14 protein-coding genes are annotated in these 23,789 nt (G+C 45.2%); 1 reads left to right on the plus strand and 13 read right to left on the minus strand.

The genetic code is table 11. The annotated features are described in order from the left end of the window. Nucleotides 1–26 precede the first annotated feature (26 nt). Nucleotides 27–1,616: a glycoside hydrolase family 30 protein gene (locus BLW31_RS15065; protein WP_029425119.1), complete on the plus strand. Its 1,590-nt coding sequence runs from the start codon at nt 27–29 to the stop codon at nt 1,614–1,616. Between the two features lie 95 nt (nt 1,617–1,711). Here BLW31_RS15065 and BLW31_RS15070 read toward each other — a convergent pair whose 3' ends face one another. From BLW31_RS15070 to BLW31_RS15130, 13 genes are all read right to left on the minus strand, one after another. Continuing rightward, on the minus strand, nt 1,712–2,713 hold the full coding sequence (locus BLW31_RS15070; RefSeq protein WP_010535823.1) for a FecR family protein: 1,002 nt from the start codon (nt 2,711–2,713) through the stop codon (nt 1,712–1,714). A 15-nt stretch (nt 2,714–2,728) separates the two neighbouring features. Then, nucleotides 2,729–3,238 carry an RNA polymerase sigma-70 factor gene (locus tag BLW31_RS15075; RefSeq protein WP_010535822.1) on the minus strand — a complete coding sequence of 170 codons (510 nt, stop codon included), beginning with the start codon at nt 3,236–3,238 and terminating at the stop codon, nt 2,729–2,731. A gap of 54 nt (nt 3,239–3,292) precedes the next feature. Continuing rightward, nucleotides 3,293–5,875 (minus strand): outer membrane beta-barrel family protein, encoded by a 2,583-nt coding sequence (locus BLW31_RS15080; RefSeq protein WP_010535821.1) that lies wholly within the window; start codon nt 5,873–5,875, stop codon nt 3,293–3,295. Nucleotides 5,876–5,953: 78 nt separating this feature from the next. Further along, nucleotides 5,954–7,531: a S41 family peptidase gene (locus BLW31_RS15085; protein WP_022301278.1), complete on the minus strand. Its 1,578-nt coding sequence runs from the start codon at nt 7,529–7,531 to the stop codon at nt 5,954–5,956. 63 nt (nt 7,532–7,594) lie between these two features. After that, nucleotides 7,595–8,053, minus strand: coding sequence for a pantetheine-phosphate adenylyltransferase (gene coaD / locus BLW31_RS15090; protein ID WP_010535819.1), 459 nt, complete (start codon nt 8,051–8,053; stop codon nt 7,595–7,597). Next, on the minus strand, nt 8,050–9,927 hold the full coding sequence (locus tag BLW31_RS15095; protein WP_010535818.1) for a DNA topoisomerase IV subunit B: 1,878 nt from the start codon (nt 9,925–9,927) through the stop codon (nt 8,050–8,052). The genes coaD and BLW31_RS15095 overlap by 4 nt, the downstream gene beginning before the upstream one ends. Nucleotides 9,928–9,936: 9 nt before the next feature. Further along, nucleotides 9,937–11,073, minus strand: coding sequence for a hypothetical protein (locus tag BLW31_RS15100; RefSeq protein WP_010535817.1), 1,137 nt, complete (start codon nt 11,071–11,073; stop codon nt 9,937–9,939). Nucleotides 11,074–11,181: 108 nt separating this feature from the next. Continuing rightward, a complete protein-coding gene (locus BLW31_RS15105) occupies nt 11,182–13,686 on the minus strand; it encodes an outer membrane protein assembly factor BamB family protein (protein ID WP_050544897.1) in 2,505 nt (834 codons plus the stop codon). Between the two features lie 23 nt (nt 13,687–13,709). Continuing rightward, nucleotides 13,710–15,608, minus strand: a complete 1,899-nt coding sequence (locus BLW31_RS15110; RefSeq protein ID WP_010535815.1) for a sodium:solute symporter family protein — start codon at nt 15,606–15,608, stop codon at nt 13,710–13,712. A gap of 364 nt (nt 15,609–15,972) precedes the next feature. After that, a complete protein-coding gene (locus tag BLW31_RS15115) occupies nt 15,973–17,166 on the minus strand; it encodes a glycoside hydrolase family 130 protein (RefSeq protein WP_010535814.1) in 1,194 nt (397 codons plus the stop codon). Nucleotides 17,167–17,275: 109 nt separating this feature from the next. Further along, nucleotides 17,276–18,817 (minus strand): glycoside hydrolase, encoded by a 1,542-nt coding sequence (locus BLW31_RS15120; RefSeq protein ID WP_010535813.1) that lies wholly within the window; start codon nt 18,815–18,817, stop codon nt 17,276–17,278. Nucleotides 18,818–18,843: 26 nt separating this feature from the next. Continuing rightward, nucleotides 18,844–20,628 carry a RagB/SusD family nutrient uptake outer membrane protein gene (locus BLW31_RS15125; protein WP_010535812.1) on the minus strand — a complete coding sequence of 595 codons (1,785 nt, stop codon included), beginning with the start codon at nt 20,626–20,628 and terminating at the stop codon, nt 18,844–18,846. A 33-nt stretch (nt 20,629–20,661) separates the two neighbouring features. Continuing rightward, the gene (locus BLW31_RS15130; protein ID WP_022301275.1) at nt 20,662–23,715 is read right to left on the minus strand and encodes a SusC/RagA family TonB-linked outer membrane protein; all 3,054 of its coding nucleotides are present in this window, start codon (nt 23,713–23,715) and stop codon (nt 20,662–20,664) included. Between the last annotated feature and the right edge of the window lie 74 nt (nt 23,716–23,789).

Raw genomic sequence — 23,789 nt, forward strand, 5'->3', positions numbered from 1 at the left:
ATTTTAATAGGTAGTAAGACTAGGTAATGAAAGGTAAAATGTTTTTGGGCGCTTTCGGTTTTTTATATATGGGGATAGTAGGTGGATGTTCTCAGCCTGTCCCTGATCTGTGCTATCAGATTGAAGTGGATAAACCGCTACAGACAATGGACTATTTCGGTGCTTCTGATGCCTGGAGTATGCAGTTCATTGGTTTATGGCCGCAGGAAAAACAAAATCAGATCGCTGACTGGCTGTTCAGCATGGAGAATGATGAGAATGGTAAACCGAAAGGGATTGGTTTGTCTCTCTGGCGTTTCAACGTTGGAGCAGGTAGTACGGAACAAGGTGAAGCAAGCCAGATTGCTTCACCTTGGATGCGTACCGAATGTTTTCTGCAAGCGGACGGAACGTACGACTGGAATAAGCAACAGGGACAGCGTAACTTCTTGAAACTGGCAAAGGAACGGGGTGTTACCAAGTTTCTTGCTTTCCTTAATTCTCCTCCTGTGTATTATACTCAAAACGGTTTGGCTACTAATACCGGTCGTGGAGGGACGGCAAACTTGAAACCGGACTGTTACGAGAAGTATGCACGTTTTCTGGCAGATGTAGTAGAAGGAGTAGAGAGGCAGGATGGAATTAAGTTTGACTATATATGCCCTTTCAATGAACCGGACGGGCATTGGAACTGGGTAGGACCGAAGCAAGAAGGTTCTCCGGCAACCAATCGGGAAGTTGCCCGGACCGTTCGTTTGCTGAGCAAAGAGTTTGTGAACCGGAAAATGGATACGCAGATTATGGTGAATGAATCTTCGGATTATCGTTGTATGCTCCGTACCCATCAAACGGATTGGCAGCGTGGCTATCAGATTCAGTCTTTCTTTTGTCCGGATAGTGTGGATACTTATTTGGGGGATATACCCAATGTTCCCCGATTAATGCTTGGACATAGCTACTGGACAACGACTCCTCTGAGTGAATTGCGTGCCAAGCGCTGCGAACTGCGTGAAGCCTTGGATAAATACAACGTCGGCTTCTGGCAGTCAGAAACCTGCATCATGGGGAATGATGAAGAGATAGGCGGTGGTCACGGCTTCGACCGTACGATGAAGACAGCGCTTTACGTCGCTCGTATCATCCATCATGACATCGTGTATGCGGGAGCGAAGAGCTGGCAGTGGTGGCGTGCCATTGGCGGCGATTATAAAGACGGATTGATTCGGGAATATACCGATGAAGATCTCAGAGATGGACGTGTGGAAGATTCCAAACTTATGTGGGCATTGGGTAATTACAGTCGCTTTATCCGTCCGGGAGCTGTCCGCCTGACTGTTTCTGCTTTCGATAAAATGAAGAATTTAATTCCCGGTGGTGATACGGATCAACAGGGGTTGATGTGCTCTGCTTATAAAAATGCGGATGGTTCGTACGTTATTGTTCTCATTAACTATGCACAGGCGGAGAAAGAATTTGCCATCGACAAAATTGACGGTAACAGAGTTCAATGGCAAGTTTATCGGACTTCTGATATAGAAGGAGAAGACTTAATGCCCGTTGAAAAGGTAAAGAGTGGAAAAACGGTCAGGATTCCGGCACGTTCGATTATAACATTATTGAGTAAACCGCTTTCATAGAAGAGAATTATTTGTTTATTCTTTTGAATAAAAACTGTTTTATACTTTGATTCTTTTTCCTCTGTTTATCAGACCGTACAGTTCTTACTAGAAGTTTATTCGACTATTATCTGTTTATTGTCATACTGAAAGTGTGCAATGTTTAAATCATTCAGTACATTCAGCAAAGTCTTTATCGGGACGTTCCGGCTAAAGCGGAAATGAACTCGTTTGTGTAGCAGGTCCGCCGAATGACAGATGATGCTGATATTATACCAAGTGCCTATATTTTGCAGTACTGTTAGCATCTCGGTATTATCATAATAAAACTCGTCTTTGAGCCACCCTTCATTTTCTGTTTGGGTGGCTTTTGATAACTGAATATCACCGTTTGCCGTTAATGTAGCGCATTGTCCGGGCAATATTCTCTTTTCGGGTAGAGATTTTACTTTGCCTACACTCACATGTCCTTGGTATAGTGTGACGACAGGAGGATTGCCGGGATAAGCGTTTACATCGAATACAGTACCCAGTACCTGTGTTTGCATCTTCCCGGCGGAGACGATAAAGGGATGGTGGTTGTCCTTAGTAACTTCGAAACGTGCTTCTCCGGTAAGACTTACGATACGTTTCTTTTTGGAAGCAAATTCTTTCGGGTATTCCAGACGACTGTTTGCGTTTAGCAGTACTTTGCTTCCGTCCTCCAAAGTGACTTTGGTCGTTGTAGCTGGTGGGGTAGAGATGATGATGATGCCGTTTTCTTCCGTGGTTGTAATCTGCTCCGGTGCATGGAGGGCACTAAAGATTTCGATAAACTGTCTGTTATCCGTTTTCTGCCAGGGCGACCAGAGCAATATGGATAAAGCGAGCATTGCTGCTACGCCGCCGGACAACCAGATGCGGAGATGGAGTTTCCGTTTTTTCTGTTCTTGACGTTGCACGAATATACTCCATTCTTTCCGGGTTTCTTCCGGCAGGGGCATATCACCCAATGCTTCACCGAAGGCGTTCTGCAAGCGGTGTATCTCAGCATCTTCAGAGAATGGACAACGGCTATCTGCTACCGGTCCATAACTGGAATCTTCCGCTTTCATCGTACATTTTTCTTTCTCTTTCATAACCTGTCCTCCTTTTTAATCTTTCATGGCTTCGCGTAGTGTACGCAAAGCTTTAGATATATGTTTTTTTACTGTGTCGGGACTGATACCAAGCTGCCGGGCGACTTCCCGGTAGGTAAGATGTTCGTAGTAGCACAAACGAAGTACCGTGCAAGTTGGTTCAGGCAGACTTCGGGCAATCGCTTCCGCTTTTTGTAGCAGCGCTTCGTGTTCCCGATAGTTATTTTCTACATCAGCCAGTGTTGCTTCGTAGAGAGCTTTTACATTTTCCTGCTCTACTTGGAGATGCTTCAAGCGGTTGAGGCAGTTGTTGCGGACGGCTGTGTATATCCATCCGCCCCGGTCATTCTTGTTCAATTGCTCGAAATGTTTCCAAGCTTGTTCCATTACTTCGCTCACTATATCACGTGCTTCTTCTCTATCCCCCATCAATTGTGTGGCATATCGTACCATTCGCGGATACATTTCCGTAAACATCTGTCCGAAGGCTTCTCGCTTTGTTTGACTTTTATGGAACAGGAACATTCTTTTAAGGATTCTGTGGCTGTAAAAGTAGCTTTTCTCTTTCAAACTACCAGTTTACAAACGTGACTTTTCGCTTGCTCCGGCTCCGGTTCCTTTATATTTGCTCTTCGTGGCGTTGAACTGATAACTCAGTCGGATGCCGAAACGCTGTTGATCAAGGTAATCACGGTTGGAACTAAAGGTCCGGTCACCATAGATGGTGAAGTATCTGTAGCCAGTATGAAAGATGTCTTTTGCAGTTACTGATATTTTCAACGACTGGTCCTTTAGGAACGATTTGGTCAGTTGGGCATCCACTCTTCCTTCGGTTTTCCAGATGGCGTAACTTTGTTTGGCACCGGGTGACAGTATTCCTTTGATGTTGAAGAACCAACCTTTAGGGAAACTGAAGTTGTTGTCGAAATTGAAATGGAATCGTGGTTCATTCCAGTTTTGGGGAATGCCTACGCAGGCAGCATGTGAGTCGTACCAGTTGACACTGGTGGTGAACTGAGGTTGCCAGATGCCGATTTTCGGTGAGAGGGCGATGCCGGCTCCGTATATGTTGGTATGCGGAATGCTTGCCATACCGAATAGCAGTACGCCGGGATGGTTGATGTCGTCATACGGTCGGGTGTAGTTGGTGTACATATTCCAGCAATGGTCGTAGTTGATGTTGAAGTTGACCCATTTCCATCCGACATCGAAGGTGGTTGAACGGTGTATCTGAGGAACGAGAAACGGTTCTCCGCTCTGATAGGAGTATTTGTTCTGATAGGTGATGGCGCTGGTGAGCATGTCATAGCTGGGACTGTATTTCAGAGTGCGGTGAGAAAGGGCGAGAAACCAGTTTCCGGAAGTGTATCTGATGCTGATTACAGGTATCCAGTCGTGGTAGATGGGGCTTTGTCCGTCCTGGTGAATCCCTTTCTCGTAGTAATCTGTTTGTTGAAATTCATAGCGCAGTCCGGCTAAGATATTAAACTTTCCCAATGGCAGGCTGTAGTCGATGAAGCCGGAGAACATCGTTTGTTTGATGCGGTCGTCGGCATCGGCGGAGAAGCCGCTTTGGAGGAAAATGTCGTGGCGGTTGGTGAATGTCTCTTCTGTGCCGAAACTGAGTTTGCCTTTCCAGAGTGGGGCGGTGATCAGCAGTTTGGCGGCATAGAGGTGGTTGCGTACGCGGTTGCTCGAAGTGGCGTCTTCGATTCCGTTGTTTTCGGCATATTGATGGATGCGGTCGCGTCCGTACAGGTAGTCGGCGTTGAAGTCGATGTTCCACTTGCCGAATGTACCGTTGTAGTATCCGTTGGCTGCCTGCCACCAGCCGGTATGGGCATCTGTTTGGCGGAGAGCGTGCAGATGGTCTACTTCTTTGCCGTCTTGCAGAATGCGAGTTATCCCTTCATTGGTAGTATGTGCATTGCCTATGTTCGTGCCGGGCATATAGCGCATGCCGAATGACTGATCTTCGTCGATTTCGTAGTTGAATCCCAGTTCACCGTTGAAGGTACGATAGGTTTGTTTGCTCTTATCCTCTGTCGATTGGTTCCAGTCGGATGAGGCATAAATGTCCTGACTGGAGGTACCTGTTCTGTAATTGTTGATTTCCGCAAAGTCCCCTTTCACGAAAATATCTAGTCCGCCGGTACGGTAGTTCAAGGAGATGCCTTCGTTACCGATCGGTTCGTGTCCTTGCGAGTAGTCAGTGTAGAAACTGCCGCTCATTCCCTGTCCGCGTTTGCGGATGGTGCGCAGACGGATGACCGCGCCCACCGAAGAGCCATATTGTACGCCCGGTGTAGTGATGATTTCTGCCGATAGTATTTCATTTGCTTGCAGGCGGTCCAGTTCAGTCTTGTCTCTGACTTTGCGACCGTTGATATAGATTTCGGGGGTGCCTCTGCCCAGTACGGTATATTCTCCGTCCGAGCCGGTGACAAAAGGGAGGTGGGAGATCATTTCTTTGGCCGATCCCATCAGTGAAAGGGGCGTTCCGGCTATGTTGGCTGTCAGCGTTCCGCCTTTCCGTTCTATCAGGGGGCGGGAGGCAGTGATGACTACTTCTTTCAGTAACTCTGTGTCGGGTTGCAGGCGGATGGTATTTTGTTGGCGGCAGGGGATTATTTGAGGACAGTATCCTATGTAAGTCGCTTTCAGCAAACAGTCTTCTCCCGCTATCGGGGGCAGATGGAAGGAACCGTCTTCTTCGGTCACGCTTCCGGCAAGGAAACTGGAATCAGCGGCAAGGGCGAGAATGTTGACAAAAGGCAGGGGCATCCCTTTTTCGTCATATACTTTGCCTTCTACGGCGATGGCTTTGTCCGATTTCTTGCGCTGTACGACGAAATACTCTTCCCGTTCGATACAGACAAAAGGTTTGCCGGTTAATACAAGGTCAATGGCTTCGTGCTCCGTTTTTTCGTGGATGCTGACGGTTACCCGATAACTTTCTGTTCCGTTGTAGGTGAAGAGAATATTCTTTCCGCCTGCTTTTTCTATTTGTTTCAGCGCTTCGGGCAGACTTTCGTTCTTCAGCTCTAGAGAGAATTTCTTGATGGCGCTCTGCGCTTGCAAAGGGGAAAGGACAAAAAATAAACCGTATCCCATCAGTAACCAGCCGATTGCTGTCCAAGTAAAACTAAACTGTCGTATCATACTTCTGTTTTAATGATTTTACTTATACTACAACAAAGGTGTCCGATCGGGTACGGTTTATCTGTTTTCTTTTGCTATTTATTTCAGCTTCTTTTGATATTCTCCTGAATTAAGTATTTCCAAAGCTTTCTGAACACTTTCATTCGTGGCATTCATCACCCGGAAGTACTCGTTCATATCCCAGAGGTCACGGGCTATCAGTGCTTTGAGTTGTGTTTTGATAAGCGGCAATGATTTTTGATATTGCTCTTCGTTAAACTTCACACCTTCCTTCTCGCCCATTTCACGGAGAGTGGCCAGCATATCGTCATCAATGATGAACTTCTCGTTGAAGTGCTCGAATTTCTTATATTTGTCAGCCAATTCTTTCCGGTGATCCTCTATGAATTTCATCGTGAATTTGATAATGACTCCTTTTCCGACCAGATTCCGGTGATAATCTGTGTAGAGAGTTGTGTCGATTGGAACGAAGTAGTCCGGCATGATGCCGCCTCCACCATAGACAGTACGTTTCAGTTTCTTGGTCTGCACTTTCAGAGAGTCGGGGAAGTGAATACTGTCGGCATTCATCAGTTCTCCGTGATTAAAGCGTTCTATCAGGTCCTTATTGTAATCAGTCGAACTGTCATAAGGCTTTTGGATGCAACGACCGGCAGGAGTATAGTATCGTGCAATGGTCAGTCGGATCATAGAACCATCCGGAAGGTCGATAGGACGTTGTACCAGTCCTTTGCCGAAAGAACGGCGGCCTACGATGATACCTCTGTCCCAGTCTTGTACTGCACCGCTCACAATCTCGCTGGCAGAAGCAGTGTATTCGTCTACCAGTATGATGAGGCGACCGGTACGGAAATCTCCGTTTCCTTTGGCGAAGAATTCGCTGCGCTGTGCAGTTCTGCCTTCGGTGTAAACAATCAGTTCCTTTTGCCCTAAGAATTCATTGGCAAGGTCGATAGCGGCATTCAGATATCCTCCGCCGTTGCCTTGCAGGTCGAGAATCAGGTCTTTCATACCTTGCTTCTGGAGAGCCGTCATAGCTTTCTTGAATTCTTCGGCAGTGGTGGCTCCGAAACGGTTGATACGAATATATCCGGTCTTTGGCTGAATCATGTAAGAAGCGTCGAGACTGAGAATAGGAATCTTATCTCTTTTCACAGTGAATATTAACGGTTCTTGTACGCCACGACGGACAATTGTCAGATCAACTTTTGAGCCTTTCGGTCCACGCAGGCGTTTCATGATATCTTCCGTGCTCATCTTTACTCCTGCGATGGTGGAGTCGTTAACAGCTATGATACGGTCTCCGGCAAGGATACCTACTTTCTCGGAAGGTCCGTTGCTGACAGGTTGTACGACGAGTAGGGTATCTTCAATCATCTGGAACTGTACACCGATACCTTCGAAGTTGCCTTGAAGCGGTTCGTTCATTTTCTTCACTTCTTCGGCATCCGAGTAGGTGGAGTGCGGGTCAAGCTGTGCCAGCATCTTGATGATGGCTTCTTCTACCAGTTTGTCTTCATCTACTTTGTCTACATAAAAGTTGGAAATGGCAAATTCTGCCATCTGTAGTTTTCGCATGGCGGAAGAACCGAAGTTCTGAGCTTGTACACTAATAGCACACAGGCAAATACACAGTATCGTTAGCTTTTTTATCATCTTCTGTATTATTGGGTTAAGTTTGCCTGCTGTTCTCTTTGGGGCAAGTGCTTAACTTGATTATTATTCGCTGATTATCATTCCTTCGGGGATAAACTGGCTGATATCTTTATTGTAGGTCAGCAGTTCACGTACAATGGTTGAACTGACACAGGTCAGTTCCGGTTCCGTGAAGAGCAGGATGGTTTCGACACCCGCCAGTTTACGATTAATATCTGCAATCGTTTCCTCATACTCGAAATCCTTCACTGTGCGGATACCGCGGACGATAAATTGCGCTTCTACCTGTTGCGCAAAGTCTATCGTCAGACAGTCATAAGACATCACTTTGATGCAGGGATTGTCTTTGTAGAGATTCCGGATCATTTCTTCTCTTTTCTCGATGGGGAAATAGGTATTCTTGTTTTCGTTGATACCGATTCCGATAATAACCTCGTCCATAAAGGTGAGTGCACGTTTCACTACCGAATAATGACCGATGGTGAAGGGGTCGAAAGTACCCGGAAATATTGCTCTTCTCATGATGCCAAGTCTTCTTCTATAACCAGATTGTCTATAATAAAGTTCTGTCGTTCCATTGTATTCTTGCCCATGTAGAACTCCAGAAGTTCTTTCACGGCATCAGTCTTACGTAATGTCACTTGTTCCAGACGCATGTCTTTGCCGATAAAGTGCTTGAACTCGTCCGGTGAAATTTCTCCCAAACCTTTGAATCGGGTGATTTCAGGGTTGGGACTTAATTCATTGATAGCATTCACCCGTTCTTCATCGCTGTAGCAATAGATCGTTTTCTTCTTGTTGCGTACGCGGAACAGAGGCGTTTGCAAAATATATACATGCCCCTTCTTTATCAGATCGGGGAAGAATTGCAGGAAGAAAGTAATCAGTAACAAGCGGATGTGCATGCCGTCCACATCGGCATCGGTAGCTACGATTACTTTGTTGTAGCGTAGTCCTTCAATGCCGTCTTCTATATTAAGGGCAGCCTGCAGCAGGTTGAACTCTTCGTTTTCGTAAACTACCTTTTTCGTCAGTCCGAATGAGTTCAGCGGTTTACCACGGAGGCTGAATACTGCCTGTGTGTTTACGTCACGGCTTTTGGTGATGGAGCCGCTCGCTGAGTCTCCCTCGGTGATGAAGATGCAGGAGTCTTCTTCCATTCCTTTCCCTTTCGGGTCGTTGAGGTGAATACGGCAGTCGCGTAGCTTCCGGTTGTGCAGGTTGGCTTTTTTAGCACGTTCGCGAGCCAATTTTGTTACGCCGGCGATCGCTTTGCGTTCTTTTTCCGATTCCTGTATTTTTTGTTGGATCACTTCCGCTACGTCCGCATTCTTGTGCAGGAAGTTGTCTACTTCCAGTTTGATGAAGTCGCCTACGTATTTGTTGACTGTCATACCTCCGGGAGCCATATTGGTAGAGCCCAGTTTGGTTTTAGTCTGGCTTTCGAAGATCGGTTCTTCTACGTTGACGGCGATGGCTGCCACCAGCCCGTTACGAATATCGGTGTAATCCATGTTCTTGTTGAAGAACTCTTTGATGGTGCGGGCGATGTGTTCCTTGAAGGCACTTTGATGAGTACCTCCTTGGGTAGTATGCTGCCCGTTGACGAAGGAGTAATATTCTTCTCCGTACTGTCCGGTATGTGTAAAAGCAATTTCGATGTCTTCTCCTTTCAGGTGGATGATAGGATAGAGTCCGGTTGCCGTCATATTGTCGTTCAGCAGGTCTACCAGACCGTTACGTGACAAGATTCGGTGGCCGTTGTAAATGATGGCAAGTCCCGTATTCAGATACGTGTAGTTGCGTAACATTGTCTCGATGAATTCGGGCTTGAAGCAGTAGTTTACGAACAGTGTGGCATCCGGTTCGAAGAAGATGTATGTTCCGTTATCTTCTTCGGTGTCCTGCGTCATGTCAGTTAGCAGGTTGCCTTTCGAGAAAGTGGCGATGCGTACTTTACCGTCACGGTAACTGCGTACTTCAAAACGAGAGCTCAATGCGTTGACGGCTTTTACACCGACACCGTTCAGACCGACGCTTTTCTTAAATGCCTTGCTGTCGTACTTACCACCTGTATTCAGCATGCTTACGGCTTCAATTAGTTTTCCTTGAGGAATGCCTCGACCGTAGTCGCGAACACTGACACGGAGGTTTTCTTCAACGGTAATTTCGATTTTCTTACCGGCTTGCATCTTGAACTCGTCGATACTGTTGTCAATGACTTCTTTCAGAAGGACATAGATTCCGTCTTCGGCATGCGCACCGTCGCCCAGCCTGCCGATATACATACCGGGGCGTGTGCGTACATGTTCCATGTCGCTTAAGTGGCGGATATTGTCATCTGTGTACTCTACTGTATTGTTGTTGTCTACAGGTATCAATTCGTTCTCTTCCATAGTTGCTTTTTATTTTATCTCTTTGATGAACGCACGGCGGCGCTTATGTTGCTTAGTCTCAAAGTAATCCCATTGTGCCTGAACTTTTCCGTTCAGTTCCAGTTCGGGGTTGCTTTCCGCAAAGATAAAACCTAATTTTTGATAAACTGGAATTAAATCGGAAAATAACAAAGCGTTAACACCTTTATTTTGGTACTCCGGTTTCACTGCTACAAGCAGTAGGTCAAGCATTTTGGCACGACGTTTCATGAATAATGCTTTCAGCAGATAAAACCATCCGAGTGGCAGTAATCGTCCGTGTGATTTTTGCAGGGCTTCGGCCAGTGAAGGCATCGAGATACCTACGCAAACCAGCTTGTCATCGGCATCGGTGATAAGGGTAACCATTCGTAAGTCAAGAATCGGAAGATACATTTTTACGTATTGGTTGATTTGCCGTTGTGTCAGCGGGGAGTAGCCGTAGAGCGGGCTGTATGCTTCGTTCATCAGTTCGAAGATTTCCTGTCCGTAGTCTTTGGCTATTTTTCTTCCGGAGGTGTATTTCTTTATCTTCAGGTTGTATTTTCGTTGAATCAGTTCGGAGATACGCTTGTGCTTGTCGGGGATGGCATCGGGGATGTAGATTTTGTATTCCACCCAGTCGGCGTCTTTCTCGAAACCGAGTTTCTCCATGTGTACGGGATAGTACGGGTGATTATAGATGGTGGCCATCGTACTGAGCTGGTCAAAGCCTTCAATCAGCATTCCTTCAGCATCGAAGTCGGTAAATCCGAGTGGTCCGGCAATATGGGTCATACCTCGTTCTTTTCCCCAGTCTTCTACAGTTTTGATAAGTGCGGATGATACTTCAGGATCATCTATGAAATCTATCCATCCGAAACGGACGTTTTTAGCATCCCATTTTTCGTTGGCACGGTTATTGATAATAGCAGCCACACGGCCTACGATTTTGTCGTCTTGGTATGCCAGAAAATAGTCTGCTTCACAGAACTCGAATGCCGCATTCTTCTTTTTGTTGAATGTGTTGAGCATATCATCGTAGAGATCGGGCACGGAATAGGGGTTGCCCTTATACATCCTGTAATTAAAGCGAATAAACTTCTTAAGTTCTCTCTTTGTAGAGACTTTCTTGATTGTAATAGCCATATCTCGTATTTATGATTGAGGGGCAAAGATACGTGATAATCTTTAAATTACAACGCTGTGGGGCGAGAAAACTGTGTGCCCGGAGAGCTGACCGGGAAAAATAAAAAGTTATAAATCGTTCTCCGGACTGATATTTAGAGAAAAGGGGGTAGTTATGCAATAGACATTCCCGGCGAAGTCACAAACTATCATTTTATTTCCTGACACTGCCACTGTGGAGAAAATGGGTGCCCCGAGATTCAGCTTGTCTTTGATAATTCCCGTTGCTTGGTCGATGGCGTATAAGTATCCGTCGGAAGCTCCGATGTAAACAATTCCTTGTGATAATACAGGGCTTGTTTCTACTCCGGCTTGTGGAGTGGAAGAATAAGGGGCTGTATATACGAGTGAAGGTTTTGTTTCAGCTTTCCATTTGATGAAAAGTGTGGATTTGTCCAGTGCCATGATTCCACGGTCTGCGGTTCCGAATATAATTTCTTGCTCGGTGACAAGCGGTGTAGACGTAACATCCAGATTGGCTGATAACTCTTTTTGTTGGAGTACTTCTCCGGTTTGAGGTTCTATTATGAAAAAGCTCTTGGAAGAAATGATCCACAATTTCCCATCTTTATAGACCGGAGAAGCTCCCCGGTTACCGAGTCCGTTATCAGAGAGTTTCCAAAGTTGTTTGCCTGTACGGATATCGTTGCCGTATAGCCCTCCCCATTGCGTTCCACTGATTAATACATCTCCGGCAACGGTGAGTGTGGTGGTAGAGCCTTCCCGTTGTTTCCAGTCTTTGTTTGTCCATATTACTTTTCCGGTTTTCAAGTCGTAGGCTGAAAGTCCGGTACCGATTCCGGCATAAACGATTCCCTTGTCTATTGTTAGTCCTTCCGTCAGATAAGGATAGCTATTCAGGTGGATGTATTGCTGCCGCAGTAGTTTTCCTGATTCTGCGTCAAGGGCGTAGAGATTGCAGGAGGCATCTTGGGCGATAATGATTCCATCTTCACAGGCAATCGTATTCTTTACTGAGTTTTCCGTGCGGAATTTCCATATTTGTTTGCCGGAATTGAAATCGAATGCACAAATGTATGTATTGAGTGACGTGTTATCGTCGGTAGTGGCAATGAATACTTTTTGTCTGGTGATGATGGGGGACGTCATGAAAATATTACTGCCTGTGTTTGCTGTCCATTGGAGTTGCAGGGGAAGTTTGATCTGAGAGTCATTTATTCCGCCGGAATGACTGGCATTCTGAAGTAAAGTGTTCCAGTCTTTTCCCGGAATGGAAGTCAATTTAAAGTCCTTTTGATAAAGGAATCGGTTTGTGGCAGTCGCTTTCTTTCCGTCGTTGAAGAATGAGGTCACTGTCAGCCCCAGCTTCTTTCCGTCTGTATTAGCTGGAATTTGGATGTTTTCACTCCAGTTCCAGTCACTGCGGGGAGTCAGTTCGCCTTTGGCTATTTCCTGATGATTTTCCAAATCATTCAGGATATAAGAAACACGCGATGTTCTTGCCTGTGAGTTATAGGTGTTGACCGAAACCGGAAGCAGGTTGTTGTCCGGATGTATTGGGGTTGTTTGATTCTCCATCGGAGAAACGATGGCGACTTGCGGTTCAATGAAAGTGTATCGCAGTTGCGTTGTGATATGATCATTTGCATCTACTTTTATATCCCTGAAAGAAGAAGGTGAATGGTCGATGCCCCCTTTATCCAGTGTGCCGGTGCAGATCGTGTAAATACCTTTTTGATTACGGACATAGTTGTAGTGCATGTGTCCATAGAGCTGTGCTTTTGTATTGAAGGTACGGAAGTCGAGGATATGTTCGTTATCGGCTTTGAAAACAAAAGTATCGCCGGGGGTGAACAGATCGTGGTTGAAGAGAATCAATGACTGATCTTTCTTCATCATGGCGAGGTCGTTTTTTAGCCAGTTATATACATCCCTTTGAGTATAATCGGTGGGATTGTCTCCGTGATCGATGGGGGTAACGACATAATGAATGTTGCCTATATCAAACGAATACCAGGTCGGACCATAAATCGATTCATAGAGTTCTTCACCATAGTTGCCTTTTACTAAGTCGTGATTGCCTATGCAATAGTAGACCGGGCAATTCATAGTCTCTGCGTTCACTACTTGATTGTGCATTTTCAATCCCGGTTCATAACAGATATCTCCGGTATGAATCAGAAAGGCAGGCTTTTCGTTCTTTACATATTGTTGTAAGTCAGTTACCCAACGTCCCATTTCTCCGGTTACTTCCGTATCGGTGATTTGAACGAAAGAATGCTCTCTCGGTTGGGTCCGTTCGCTTTCGGTCAGCAGGAAATCATAACTCTTTCTGTTTTCTTTGACAGGGAGGTAGAATTGTTGCGTCTCGAACCTGGCAGGGGTAGTCATGCTGATGAACCGGGTTTTCTCGAACCCTGGCAGGGAGAACCGTCCTTTTTTATTTGTTTTTACTACATTCATTCCATCAGTTACCATCACTCCCGCCAGTGGTTTGTCTCCTTTGTCGAATGTGCCCGATTGATCGGTGTCGATATAGACTGTTCCTCTGAATTGAGCGTATAGCGGAAGGTATAATAAAAATGACAATAGTATTACTGATAGTCTTTTCATGGCCGGTTCTCTGTTTTAGTGTGTTAAGTTAAATCTTCTTTTTGTTCTTTTATTTGTTTCATCTCCTCGTTGTATCTTATTTCTTCTTTGCATAAAGGCTTGTACCACGTCTTTCTCAATATAAGCGTAGTAATCAGCAGCAAAGCGATAGAACTCCAGAGTCCCAGCTGTTCACGAACAACAAGATACATGGGGATGATAGTAAGAGTACATTGCCAGATAATTCCTACAGACACATTAAATGCGTCTCTTTTGAAGTTTTTATTTACCCGGATGTGAGGATAGCGTGCTATTGCTTTTTCCTGAATCGGTTTCCAACAGCCCCACGGACGCACATTGACATAGAAACTGATAAGTGTTTCTTCATCTGTAGCCGGGGCGCTATAAGTTCCAATGATACATCCGATCAGTGAAATGCCGAATAATACAGGGAAGAAGTAGATTACCCATGCATCGGGTACAGTGAATTTCATGACAATAGCGGCTATTACTCCCGCAGTCATTCCCCAGAAATAGCCTTCACCGTTGAATCGCCACCAATGCCACTTTAGTACGTTAGCTGCGATATAGCCTCCGAAAAGTGCGCCTACAATCCACTGGAATATTTCATTGATGTCTTTCAGGAAGAATCCGATGATAGTGCTGACTACTACTACCGCTACAGAAATGACATAGCTGCTGCGTATCTGCGTTTTGACACTTGCTTTCGGGTTGATATATTTCAGATAAATATCGTTCACTATATAGGCGGGAGCTGCGTTGACGGTAGAAGCAAAAGTGGACATGAAAGCTGCCAGCAAACCTGCCAGTAGTAATCCGGCAAGTCCTGACGGAACATATCGGGTTATTAAATGAGGAAGAATTGTCTCAAAGTCTGTGCGTGTAACTTCCATTTGTGACAATCCTCCATCTTCCTTAAAGAAGTAGATAGCCAGTAACGCAAATCCCATAATCATCAGATAACGGGGAATTAATAGCACTACAGATACAGAACCACTCATCATCGCCGCTTCTTTAGGCGACTTGCAGGATAGGATTTTCTGCATATCATAGTTGGGGGCAGGACCGGCCATGCTCATGAAGATACCTTTGAGTAAAGCCATCATGACAAAGATACCTATCAGGCTGTAAGGTTCGTTTGCCATTCGCTCGGTTAACAGGCTCATCCGACTGCTCCAGTCTATATCGAGTGTCCATCCGAAGAAAGGGGAATCCCAGCCTGCTGGTACAAAGGAGTGTATCATATCGGGTGCCACCATCTGCATACCAATCACTACGATGACGATGCCAGCTACTGTCATGATAAGGAACTGAACGACATCAGTCCATACAATGCTCAGCATTCCTCCCAACATTACATAGAAGGTGGCGATAGCTGTAAAGAAAATGCCATATACATGCGGAACATACTCCGGTGAAACAGTGAAAGGAATATAAGGTGAGATGACTTCCCAAGGAATAAAGATTTCCATGAATTTACCTATTCCTATAAATCCGTAACTCAGGAAGCCAAGTACGCTCAATAAAGCAAATACTACCACGATTGTGTGAGAAAGGGTAGCTCCTTTGCCTTTGCCGAAACGGGTTTTGATCCATTCGGCCCCGGTGAGTACATTGGAACGGCGCAGCCACACGGACAGATAAACCATCAGGAATATCTGATTGAATACCGGCCATAACCAGGGAATCCAAAGACTTTTAAAGCCATAAGCGAATGCCCAGTATACCATCAGCATAGTACCTGTAATGTCGAACATGCCGGATGCATTGGATAGCCCCAGCATATAGAAAGGTAGTGATTTGCCTCCTAGGAAATAGGAATCCATATTTTGTGCAGCTCGCTTTTTCAGTATGAGTCCGATGATAATCATGGTAATGAGATAGGCGCAGATGATAAGAAGATCGGCTGTGTGTAATTTCATGTCGTTGTTTTGATTTGGTTTAATATATTAATTATCTATTCGATACAAAAGTAGGGCGAATATAGAGAAGAAACAAATATTATTTTAACCCATGCTGATACTATTTATCTGACTTCCCATATCTTAATATCTGACTCCCCAAGTGTTAATACTTGGCGTGTCAGATATTAACATCCCGCAAATCAGGTATTAACGTTTGAAATGCTGAATAGAGCACCTTGAAAGATACACGATAATACTGCTGTTTTGGAGTGTACTCTATAGTTTTTGCGCCGATATAAAGAAACAAGATTCCTATACATTCGTTGTATAAGAACCTTGTTTGATTAGAAATCGTTTTCCCGGTTAACTAATGATTCCGGAACTATAATGCCACAGCTGTTTCCGACATAACGAGCTTGTTAGCTTCTATTAGATTAGAGATACTATTGACGGAGGTTGCTGAGCGAAGTTTGTCTTCCGGTGTATGCAGGCAATAATCTATTAATCGTTCAATAGTGGAAGTTGCCACATGCATCCGTGTGTCGGAGGAAGCGTAATAAATAAAAACGGTTCCGTCTTCATCTGCAATCCATCCGTTAGAGAATAATACGTTGGATACATCTCCGATTCTTTCTTCTCCTACAGGTGCCATGAAGTAACCTCCCGGCTGGGCTATAACTTTACTTGGGTCATCTAAGGATGTCATATATAAATATAAGACATATCTAAGTCCGGCGGCACAGGCACGGACACCGTGAGCGAGGTGTAACCATCCTTTGGGGGTTTTGATAGGATGAGGACCTTCGCCGTTTTTTACTTCTTTTATAGTGTGATAATGTCGATAATTAATGATTGTTTCTTTTTTTATTTCCGCATGGGTGATATCGTCAATTAACGTCCAGCCGATACCTCCTCCGTTTCCCGCATCAATGAAGCTATCTTGCGGTCGGGTGTACAGGGCATACTTTCCATTTACAAATTCCGGGTGTAGCACTACATTGCGCTGTTGGTTTTTGGAAATCAGATTGGGCAGTCGTTCCCAGTTTTTCAAATCTTTTGTACGCACGATGCCTGCTTTGGCTATGGCAGAAGACAGGTCACCCGGTACAGCGTTCGGATCAAGGCTTTCGCTACAAAATATACCATAAATCCAGCCATCTTCGTGGGCCGTCAGACGCATGTCGTAGACATTTGTTTCATTCGGGTCTGTGTCAGGCAGCTCTATCGGATATTCCCAGAAGCGAAAATTATCGATGCCATTGGGACTTTCGGCGATGGCGAAGAAAGATTTTCGGTCATTTCCTTCTACGCGTACCATCATCAGATACTTTCCATTCCATTGGATGGCTCCCGCATTCATGGTAGCGTTGACTCCGATCCGTTCCATTAGCCATGGATTGGTTTCCGGATTCAGGTCGTAACGCCACTCCAGAGGGGCATGCTCGTTTGTTAAAACCGGGTATTCGTATCTTTCGAAAATCCCATTGCCGGGAAGAATAATCCTGTTCGCGCGGGTTATCAGAGTCTCATGCGCTTCTTGTAGAAGACGCAATCTGTTGTCATAAATTCTACTCATAATACTATTTCTTTAATAAAATAATTCCAGATCCGATAAGGGAATCCGGAATCATTTTATTGACAATACAAAACTTAATTGTTCCTCTTTCAATTTGCCGGATTGTGTTTTATTTGAACCTTCCGGTGATTGTTACTACACTATATTTGGGAACAGTCACAGAACGTTTGCCGGTCGAAGACGGATTCAGCTTTTTGCGCAACCATTTCACGCTGGAACTGGAGGTATATGAAACCATACTGTCGAAATCTTTGCCGTCTATTTCCAGCAAGGCATCGAAGGCTTTGGATTTTGACTTGTTCACTAATACAATGGTATATGTGTCGTCTTTGATGTATGCGGATGCACTCAAATCTTTTGGGATTCTGTTCGCCGTTGTTGATTTCGTTTCTACGTCTACACGCGTTGAACCTCGCTGGATATATCTGGAGAATTGTCCGATAGAGTAGTAGCGGTCTATGCGATAATATGAATTACTGAAATCCCATGCATCTGTTTGAAGAAGGTTTTCTCCGGTCGATGTGCATTGACGTGCGCCTGCCCACCATACGACGGCATTGGTCTGGGCTTTTGTCAGGTAATCATGATAGTTCTTTGCCCATTTCATTGCATCATTCCACGTTTCGTCGCGGGTTTTGTCATCACAAGTCTCTGTTTGCCACACATGGATTCCTTTTTCTTGAGCTGCTGTCATTGGCAGGATATTGGCATCCACTGTAGAATAACCATGTCCTGCTGCAACGATGTTGGCGTCCGCTAAATTCGGGTTGTTTTTCAAAGAAGTTTCCACCCATGTCACGGCATTTGCCCACCAAGGCAACTCACCGTAAATGATTTTTGTGTCCTGTAAGCCTTGCTTATTCAGTTCCGGGCGCAGATAGTCCATCGTGAAATCCGCCATTTGCTGATTTCCCCACATACATCCGTCCCATCCTCCCATTGCTTGGTCGGGTTCGTTCCAGCCGGAGATACCATAGACGTTGATACCGAATTTATCTTCAAGAGCTTTTGCAAAGCCTGTCAGGAACTCGGCATAAACTTGACTGTGTTCGCTATTGAAAGAACCGCTTCCGCCACTGGCTACTTCGCCTTCGCCAAAAGATTTCCATACTACAGGAGGAGTCCATACGGAGAAGAAGTAATAGATATCCATCAGTTTTCTTTTGCACAGGTAGTCAATGATCCATAGTTGGGAATATTCTTTGTATTTCCCGCTATCTGAATTAAAGAGCGTTTTCTGTTCAGAAGAATGTGCTCCCAGATGATAATTTTCATTTGTTTTGAAATTAAAAGTATTACCATCTTCAGAGGCGGATGAGGCGCATACCTCTCCACGATAGATATTAAATTTCAATCCGTTTTCGCCAAACAAGTCGTCCATGATTTGTTCACGTTTCATACATCCGTATACAGCTTCCGCCCATCCGAAGTTACATCCGAAACCGTCAATCTCCTGATGCTTGTTTTCCGGTTGGATTCTGATTACTGATTCTGTAGTCGGTTCGGCTGAAATGCCGTCATCTTCGTCGGATATCACTACCGGGTCCGGAATATTCACTTCATCATGACTCAGGCTGTTGTCGTCACAAGCCGTAACGCCTCCGAGCAACAGGAACAATGATGTGCTTAAAAATAGATATATCTTTTTCATAAACTGTTTCTTAATAGTGTTTCTAATTATTTCCAGAATTTATTCTGTTCTACAGATGAGTTGTTAAGTTCTCCTGCGGGGATAGGGAAGTATTTATGTTTTTCTCTGAAGTTATATGCTCCCTGTTTATCATTTCCTTTTAAGATCATCTGAATTTGAGGGGTTGTATACCAGCGCTTCAAGTCGTCGAAACGATGACCTTCTCCAAAAAATTCAAGCAGGCATTGATGTTCTATTTCTTTCATCAGCTCGGGTTGTTGGAACTCTTTTTCAGGCAGTCCTGCTCTTTGGCGGATTTCGTTCAATGCCCAGTTGGCTCCGTCTTTATCCGCTTCTTTTGTGCACGCTTCGGCGTACAGCAGCAATACTTCCGCAAAACGTATGATGCGGACATTGTTTGCTCTGCCTTCTACATTACCCATGTTATCGGCACTTTTTGATTTTACATAGTGGGCAGTGTATTTCTTTAATAGAAACTTACCGATCTGAGCACCGCTTGCCTGACTTACATTAAAGATAGGAGCACCACCAGCCATTTTGGAAGCATTTCCTGTCCAGAGGTCGTCCATCGTGAAGAGACCACCGTAGAACTTTCCGTCATACCAGCCATTTTCTTCTGTAACCCAGTCACCGTATTCTTCCGGAGTAAAGAACATGCTGGCATAAATTCGCTTGTCATATTTCGAATTTGGTTCTGCTGTTTTATCAGGATTGGCGATTTCTTTCATTTTCTGAGTTCCGTCTTCGTTGTATTGTGGATTTCCGTCTTTATCCAGATCAGGGACTAGAACGGTGGGCTTGCTTCCGCGTGTTTCAGTAGTAAATTCGCTGACAAGGAAGGCTGAGGGCATCAACTTTGCCCATCCCCCTGATTTAGCAGGACCTACAAACTGTGCCAATGAACTGCCCAGGCTAATACCACCTTCATTACCCCATGACATGTCACCGTCGCTGCTGTACTGTAATTCGAATACAGATTCGGCATTGTTTTCATTGGCGGTAGTGAAGTTGTCGACAAAGTTTTCCATCAGACGATAGCGCTTTCCTGAAGTTCCGAATGGACTGTATGAAGAGTCAATCAAACCTTTCAGTGTTTCTTTGGCTTCTTTATACTTGTGCTGTGTTGCATACACCTTGCCAAGTATGGCGATGGCTGCCCCTTGCTCGATACGTCCTTTTTGTTCAGCCGGGCGGGTTTCCGGCAGGTTGCCGTCATTGATTGCGTCGGTCAGGTCCTTTTCAATCTGTTGCCAGATTTCAGCTTCGGGAGATGACGTTTTGTTGGGATCGTCTTCATTCGACGGAACCAGACGCAAAGGCACATCTCCGTAGTTATTTACCAACAGGAAATATTGATAGGCTCTCAACGTGAGAGCTTCGTCTTTAATCATGGCACGGTCGCTTTCCGTGATACCGCTTGCCGGTACCTGGTCGATGTATCTCAGTACGATATTGGCACGTTGTATACCTGCATACAAAGCACCGTACGGGTCATTTCCTGTTGTGGCGGAGTTTTGAAATGTAGCTATATCCCACATACTGGCTTCTTCATTCAGTATCGTAAAGATATCGTCTCCACGGCTGTTGAGGTTGAGCCATCCGTCAAATGCGCCGTAATATCCGTTCATCTGGTATTTGATAGGTGAGTAAGCTGCTGCCAATGCGCTTTCCGCATCTGCCTTATCCTGCCAGAAGTTTTCGTTGGTAAAGTGGTTCGGGTCTTTCAGATCCAGAAAAGAGTCGCTGCATGATGTCAGCGCTCCGGATAGGAGAGCTGATACAAGCATATATGATAACCAATTCTTTTTCATAATTCAATGTTTCAATGTATTAATCTTAGTATGTTATAAACCTAACTGGATTCCAAAGGAAAATGTACGTGGAATAGGGTAACGGCCTTGGTCAATTCCTCTTGAGAAAACATTGTAGCTCACGCCGGTAGAAGAACTTTCGCCCAGGTCGGGAGTATAGCCGGTATACTTGGTCAAGGTCAGCAGGTTTTCCATAGATACGTAAAGACGCAGGTTCTGGATCATAGCTTTTTGTAGCCATTGTTTAGGGAAGGTATAACCGATATCAATCGTTTTCAGTCGTACGTAAGAGCCGTCTTCCAGCCATCTGTCGGTATAAGCCAGTTTATTGTCCGTACCGTCTACCTTTGAGAAACGGGGCATGTCGGTATTCGGGTTATCCGGTCTCCATGAGTTGGCGACGTTCGTGCTTAAGTTACCGTTGAATGCGCCTGATTCGAGGCAATAGCGCGGATAATTATAAATCTTGTTGCCTGCCACACCGTCGATAAAGATGTTGAGGTCGAAGTTGTTCCAGTCGCCGCCTAACCTCAGTCCGAAGGTGAAGTTAGGAAGGGGGCTGCCTACGTCGTGCTGGTCATTCGTGTCGATTTTTCCGTCGCCGTTCCAGTCTTTGTAGCGTACATCGCCTACTTGTGCACCCGGTTGAATCAGTTCACCTTTTCTGTTCTTGTAGTTTTCGATTTCTTCCATGCTGCGGAAGATACCGTCTGTTTCAATCAGGTTGAAGTAAGACATGGAATGTCCTTTCTTAAACATGTTGATACCGCGTCCGCCTGCTCCGTGAGCCGAATAACCGGAGATAGACATATACTTTCCGCCGGCGTTGATTTCAGTCACCTTGTTGTTTGCCGTACTTAGGTTGGCGCCGATGTAGTAGTTTGCTTTGTCACCGATAGAACTGCGCCATGTAGCGGAAATTTCGATACCCTTGTTTTGTACTTGTCCCGCATTCTGGATGGAGAGTCCGTTGATACCGGTAGAAGAGGCGTAAGGAATCGGCAGCAATACATTATTTGTATTTTTGATATAAGCATCTGCGGTTAGTGCCAGTTTCCCGTTCAGTAAAGTTACGTCCAGGCCGATGTTGTAAGTTTCCGTATTTTCCCATGTCAGGTTGTCCGGTGATACGGCATTTACAAAAGGTAGCTTACCAAACCATATCGAGTTGCCTTGCAGGTAGTTCATACCGTCGCTTACCACACTCAATGTAGGATAATAGCTGTCCATTTCCTGATTACCCAGTTTACCGTAGCTTAAACGCAGTTTCACTTGGTCGAAGATGTTTTCCAACGGGCGGAAGAACTTTTCACGGTTGATGTTCCATCCCACAGAGACTGAGGGGAAGCTGCCAAAACGATGTCCGTCTTTGAAGCGTGATGAACCGTCACGACGGATAGAAGCAGAGAACAGATAACGGTCGTCGTATGAATACATCACACGTCCGAAGAGAGAAACCAATGCCTGTTCGTGTATGGAACTGCTGGATTTCATGGTAGTCACGTTGCCGGTCATTGTGTCGATAAATTTCGGAAGGTCGGAGTTGCTTCCGTTCAGTCCGTAGCTTTTATCTTTCTGTGCAGAATAGCCTACCATTCCCGAAACTGTATGCTTGCCGAAGGTGCGGTCATAATTCAACGTATTTTCCAGTACCCATGAGTCGAAGCTTGAAAAACTTTCCGAAAGGTCCGGTGCTTCATTGGTTCCATAAGTCCCCAAGTCATATACGCCTGTATAATTACGGTTTTTCGTGTGATTTCTTCTCATACCCAGGTTCAACTTGTATTTTAATCCGTTGATGATTTCAGCTTGGAGGTATGCGTTCAGAAAGATTTGTGTACTTTCGCTCGTAATATCATTGATTTCAGAGATTGCATAAGGGTTCGGAAGGTTGATGTCTGCAGAGGTACCCCATCCTGTAGCGTTCTCCGGGTCGAAAATAGGAATAACGCTGGGGAAACGCAACAAGCCGTTCATCGTATCCTGATCCGTACCGCCTTTGCCTTCTGCCATGCGAAGGATTAAAGACTCGCCTACAGTGACGCGGTTGTTGAGAAAGCTGAAGTCGCTTTTCAACCGGATGTTATAAGATTCGTGGCTGCTGTTGCGCATGATGCCGTCTTTATTCAGATAGCCACCGGATGCACTGAATGATGCGTTTTTTGAACCGCCTGTGACAGCTACGTTTGCTTTGTACACCATGGCTGTATTCAGTATGACATCTTGCCAGTCCGTACCTTCACCGGTATATGGCACTGCATCGGTTTCTGCACCATAACCATCAGCGGCAAGTCCGTAATAGCGTGCGAAACGGCTGTATTCTTCGCCATTCAGTACGTTCAGTTTTTTAGGGTTCTGCTGAACACCTGTGAAGAAATTAACGTCCACTTTGGTCGGCATTTCCTTGCGACCGCCTTTGGTGGTAATCAATACTACACCGCCTGCTGCACGGGAACCATAGATGGCAGCTGCAGCCGCATCTTTCAATACCTCTATAGACTGGATGTCGTTGGGATCTACCATATTGATATCGCCGAATGCACCGTCAACAATAAATAGTGGAGCATTGTTGGATAAAGAGCTGATACCGCGAACGTTGATCGTAGTTCCGTCATTCGGGTTACCGCTTGAACTCATGACGGACACACCCGCAATTTTTCCTTGTAATGCATTAGCCGCAGAAGTTGCTACATCTCCATTCAGTTCTTTCGTTCCTACGGAACTGACAGCCCCCGAGAGGTGGCTCTTCTTTACCGTACCGTAGCCGATAACGACCACTTGATCCAGCTGAACATTGTCTTCTGACATTGAGATATTGATGGGAGAGTTGGAAGAAACTTTTCTTTCAACTGTTTTCATGCCTATAGTCGAGAAAACGAGTATGTCGTTCATCTTTGTCTGAATGGTGTATTGCCCATCTAAATTTGTGATAGTGCCGTTGGTGGTTCCTTTCACCTGAACTGTAACTCCGGGCATCGGTTCATTGGTCGAAGCCTCCGTTACTACACCCGTAACCTTTATTTCCTGGGCAAATCCGGAAAGGGTTATGAGGCATAATATAAAGAATAAATAAAATCTTTTTTTCATAATACTTAGGGTATTAAACATATATTGTTTTTGGGGAGGTATGAGGTATAGGTACTGCACATTTATCTTCTTGA

This window comes from Bacteroides faecis MAJ27, from assembly GCF_900106755.1.
Classification (GTDB): Bacteria; Bacteroidota; Bacteroidia; order Bacteroidales; family Bacteroidaceae; genus Bacteroides; species Bacteroides faecis.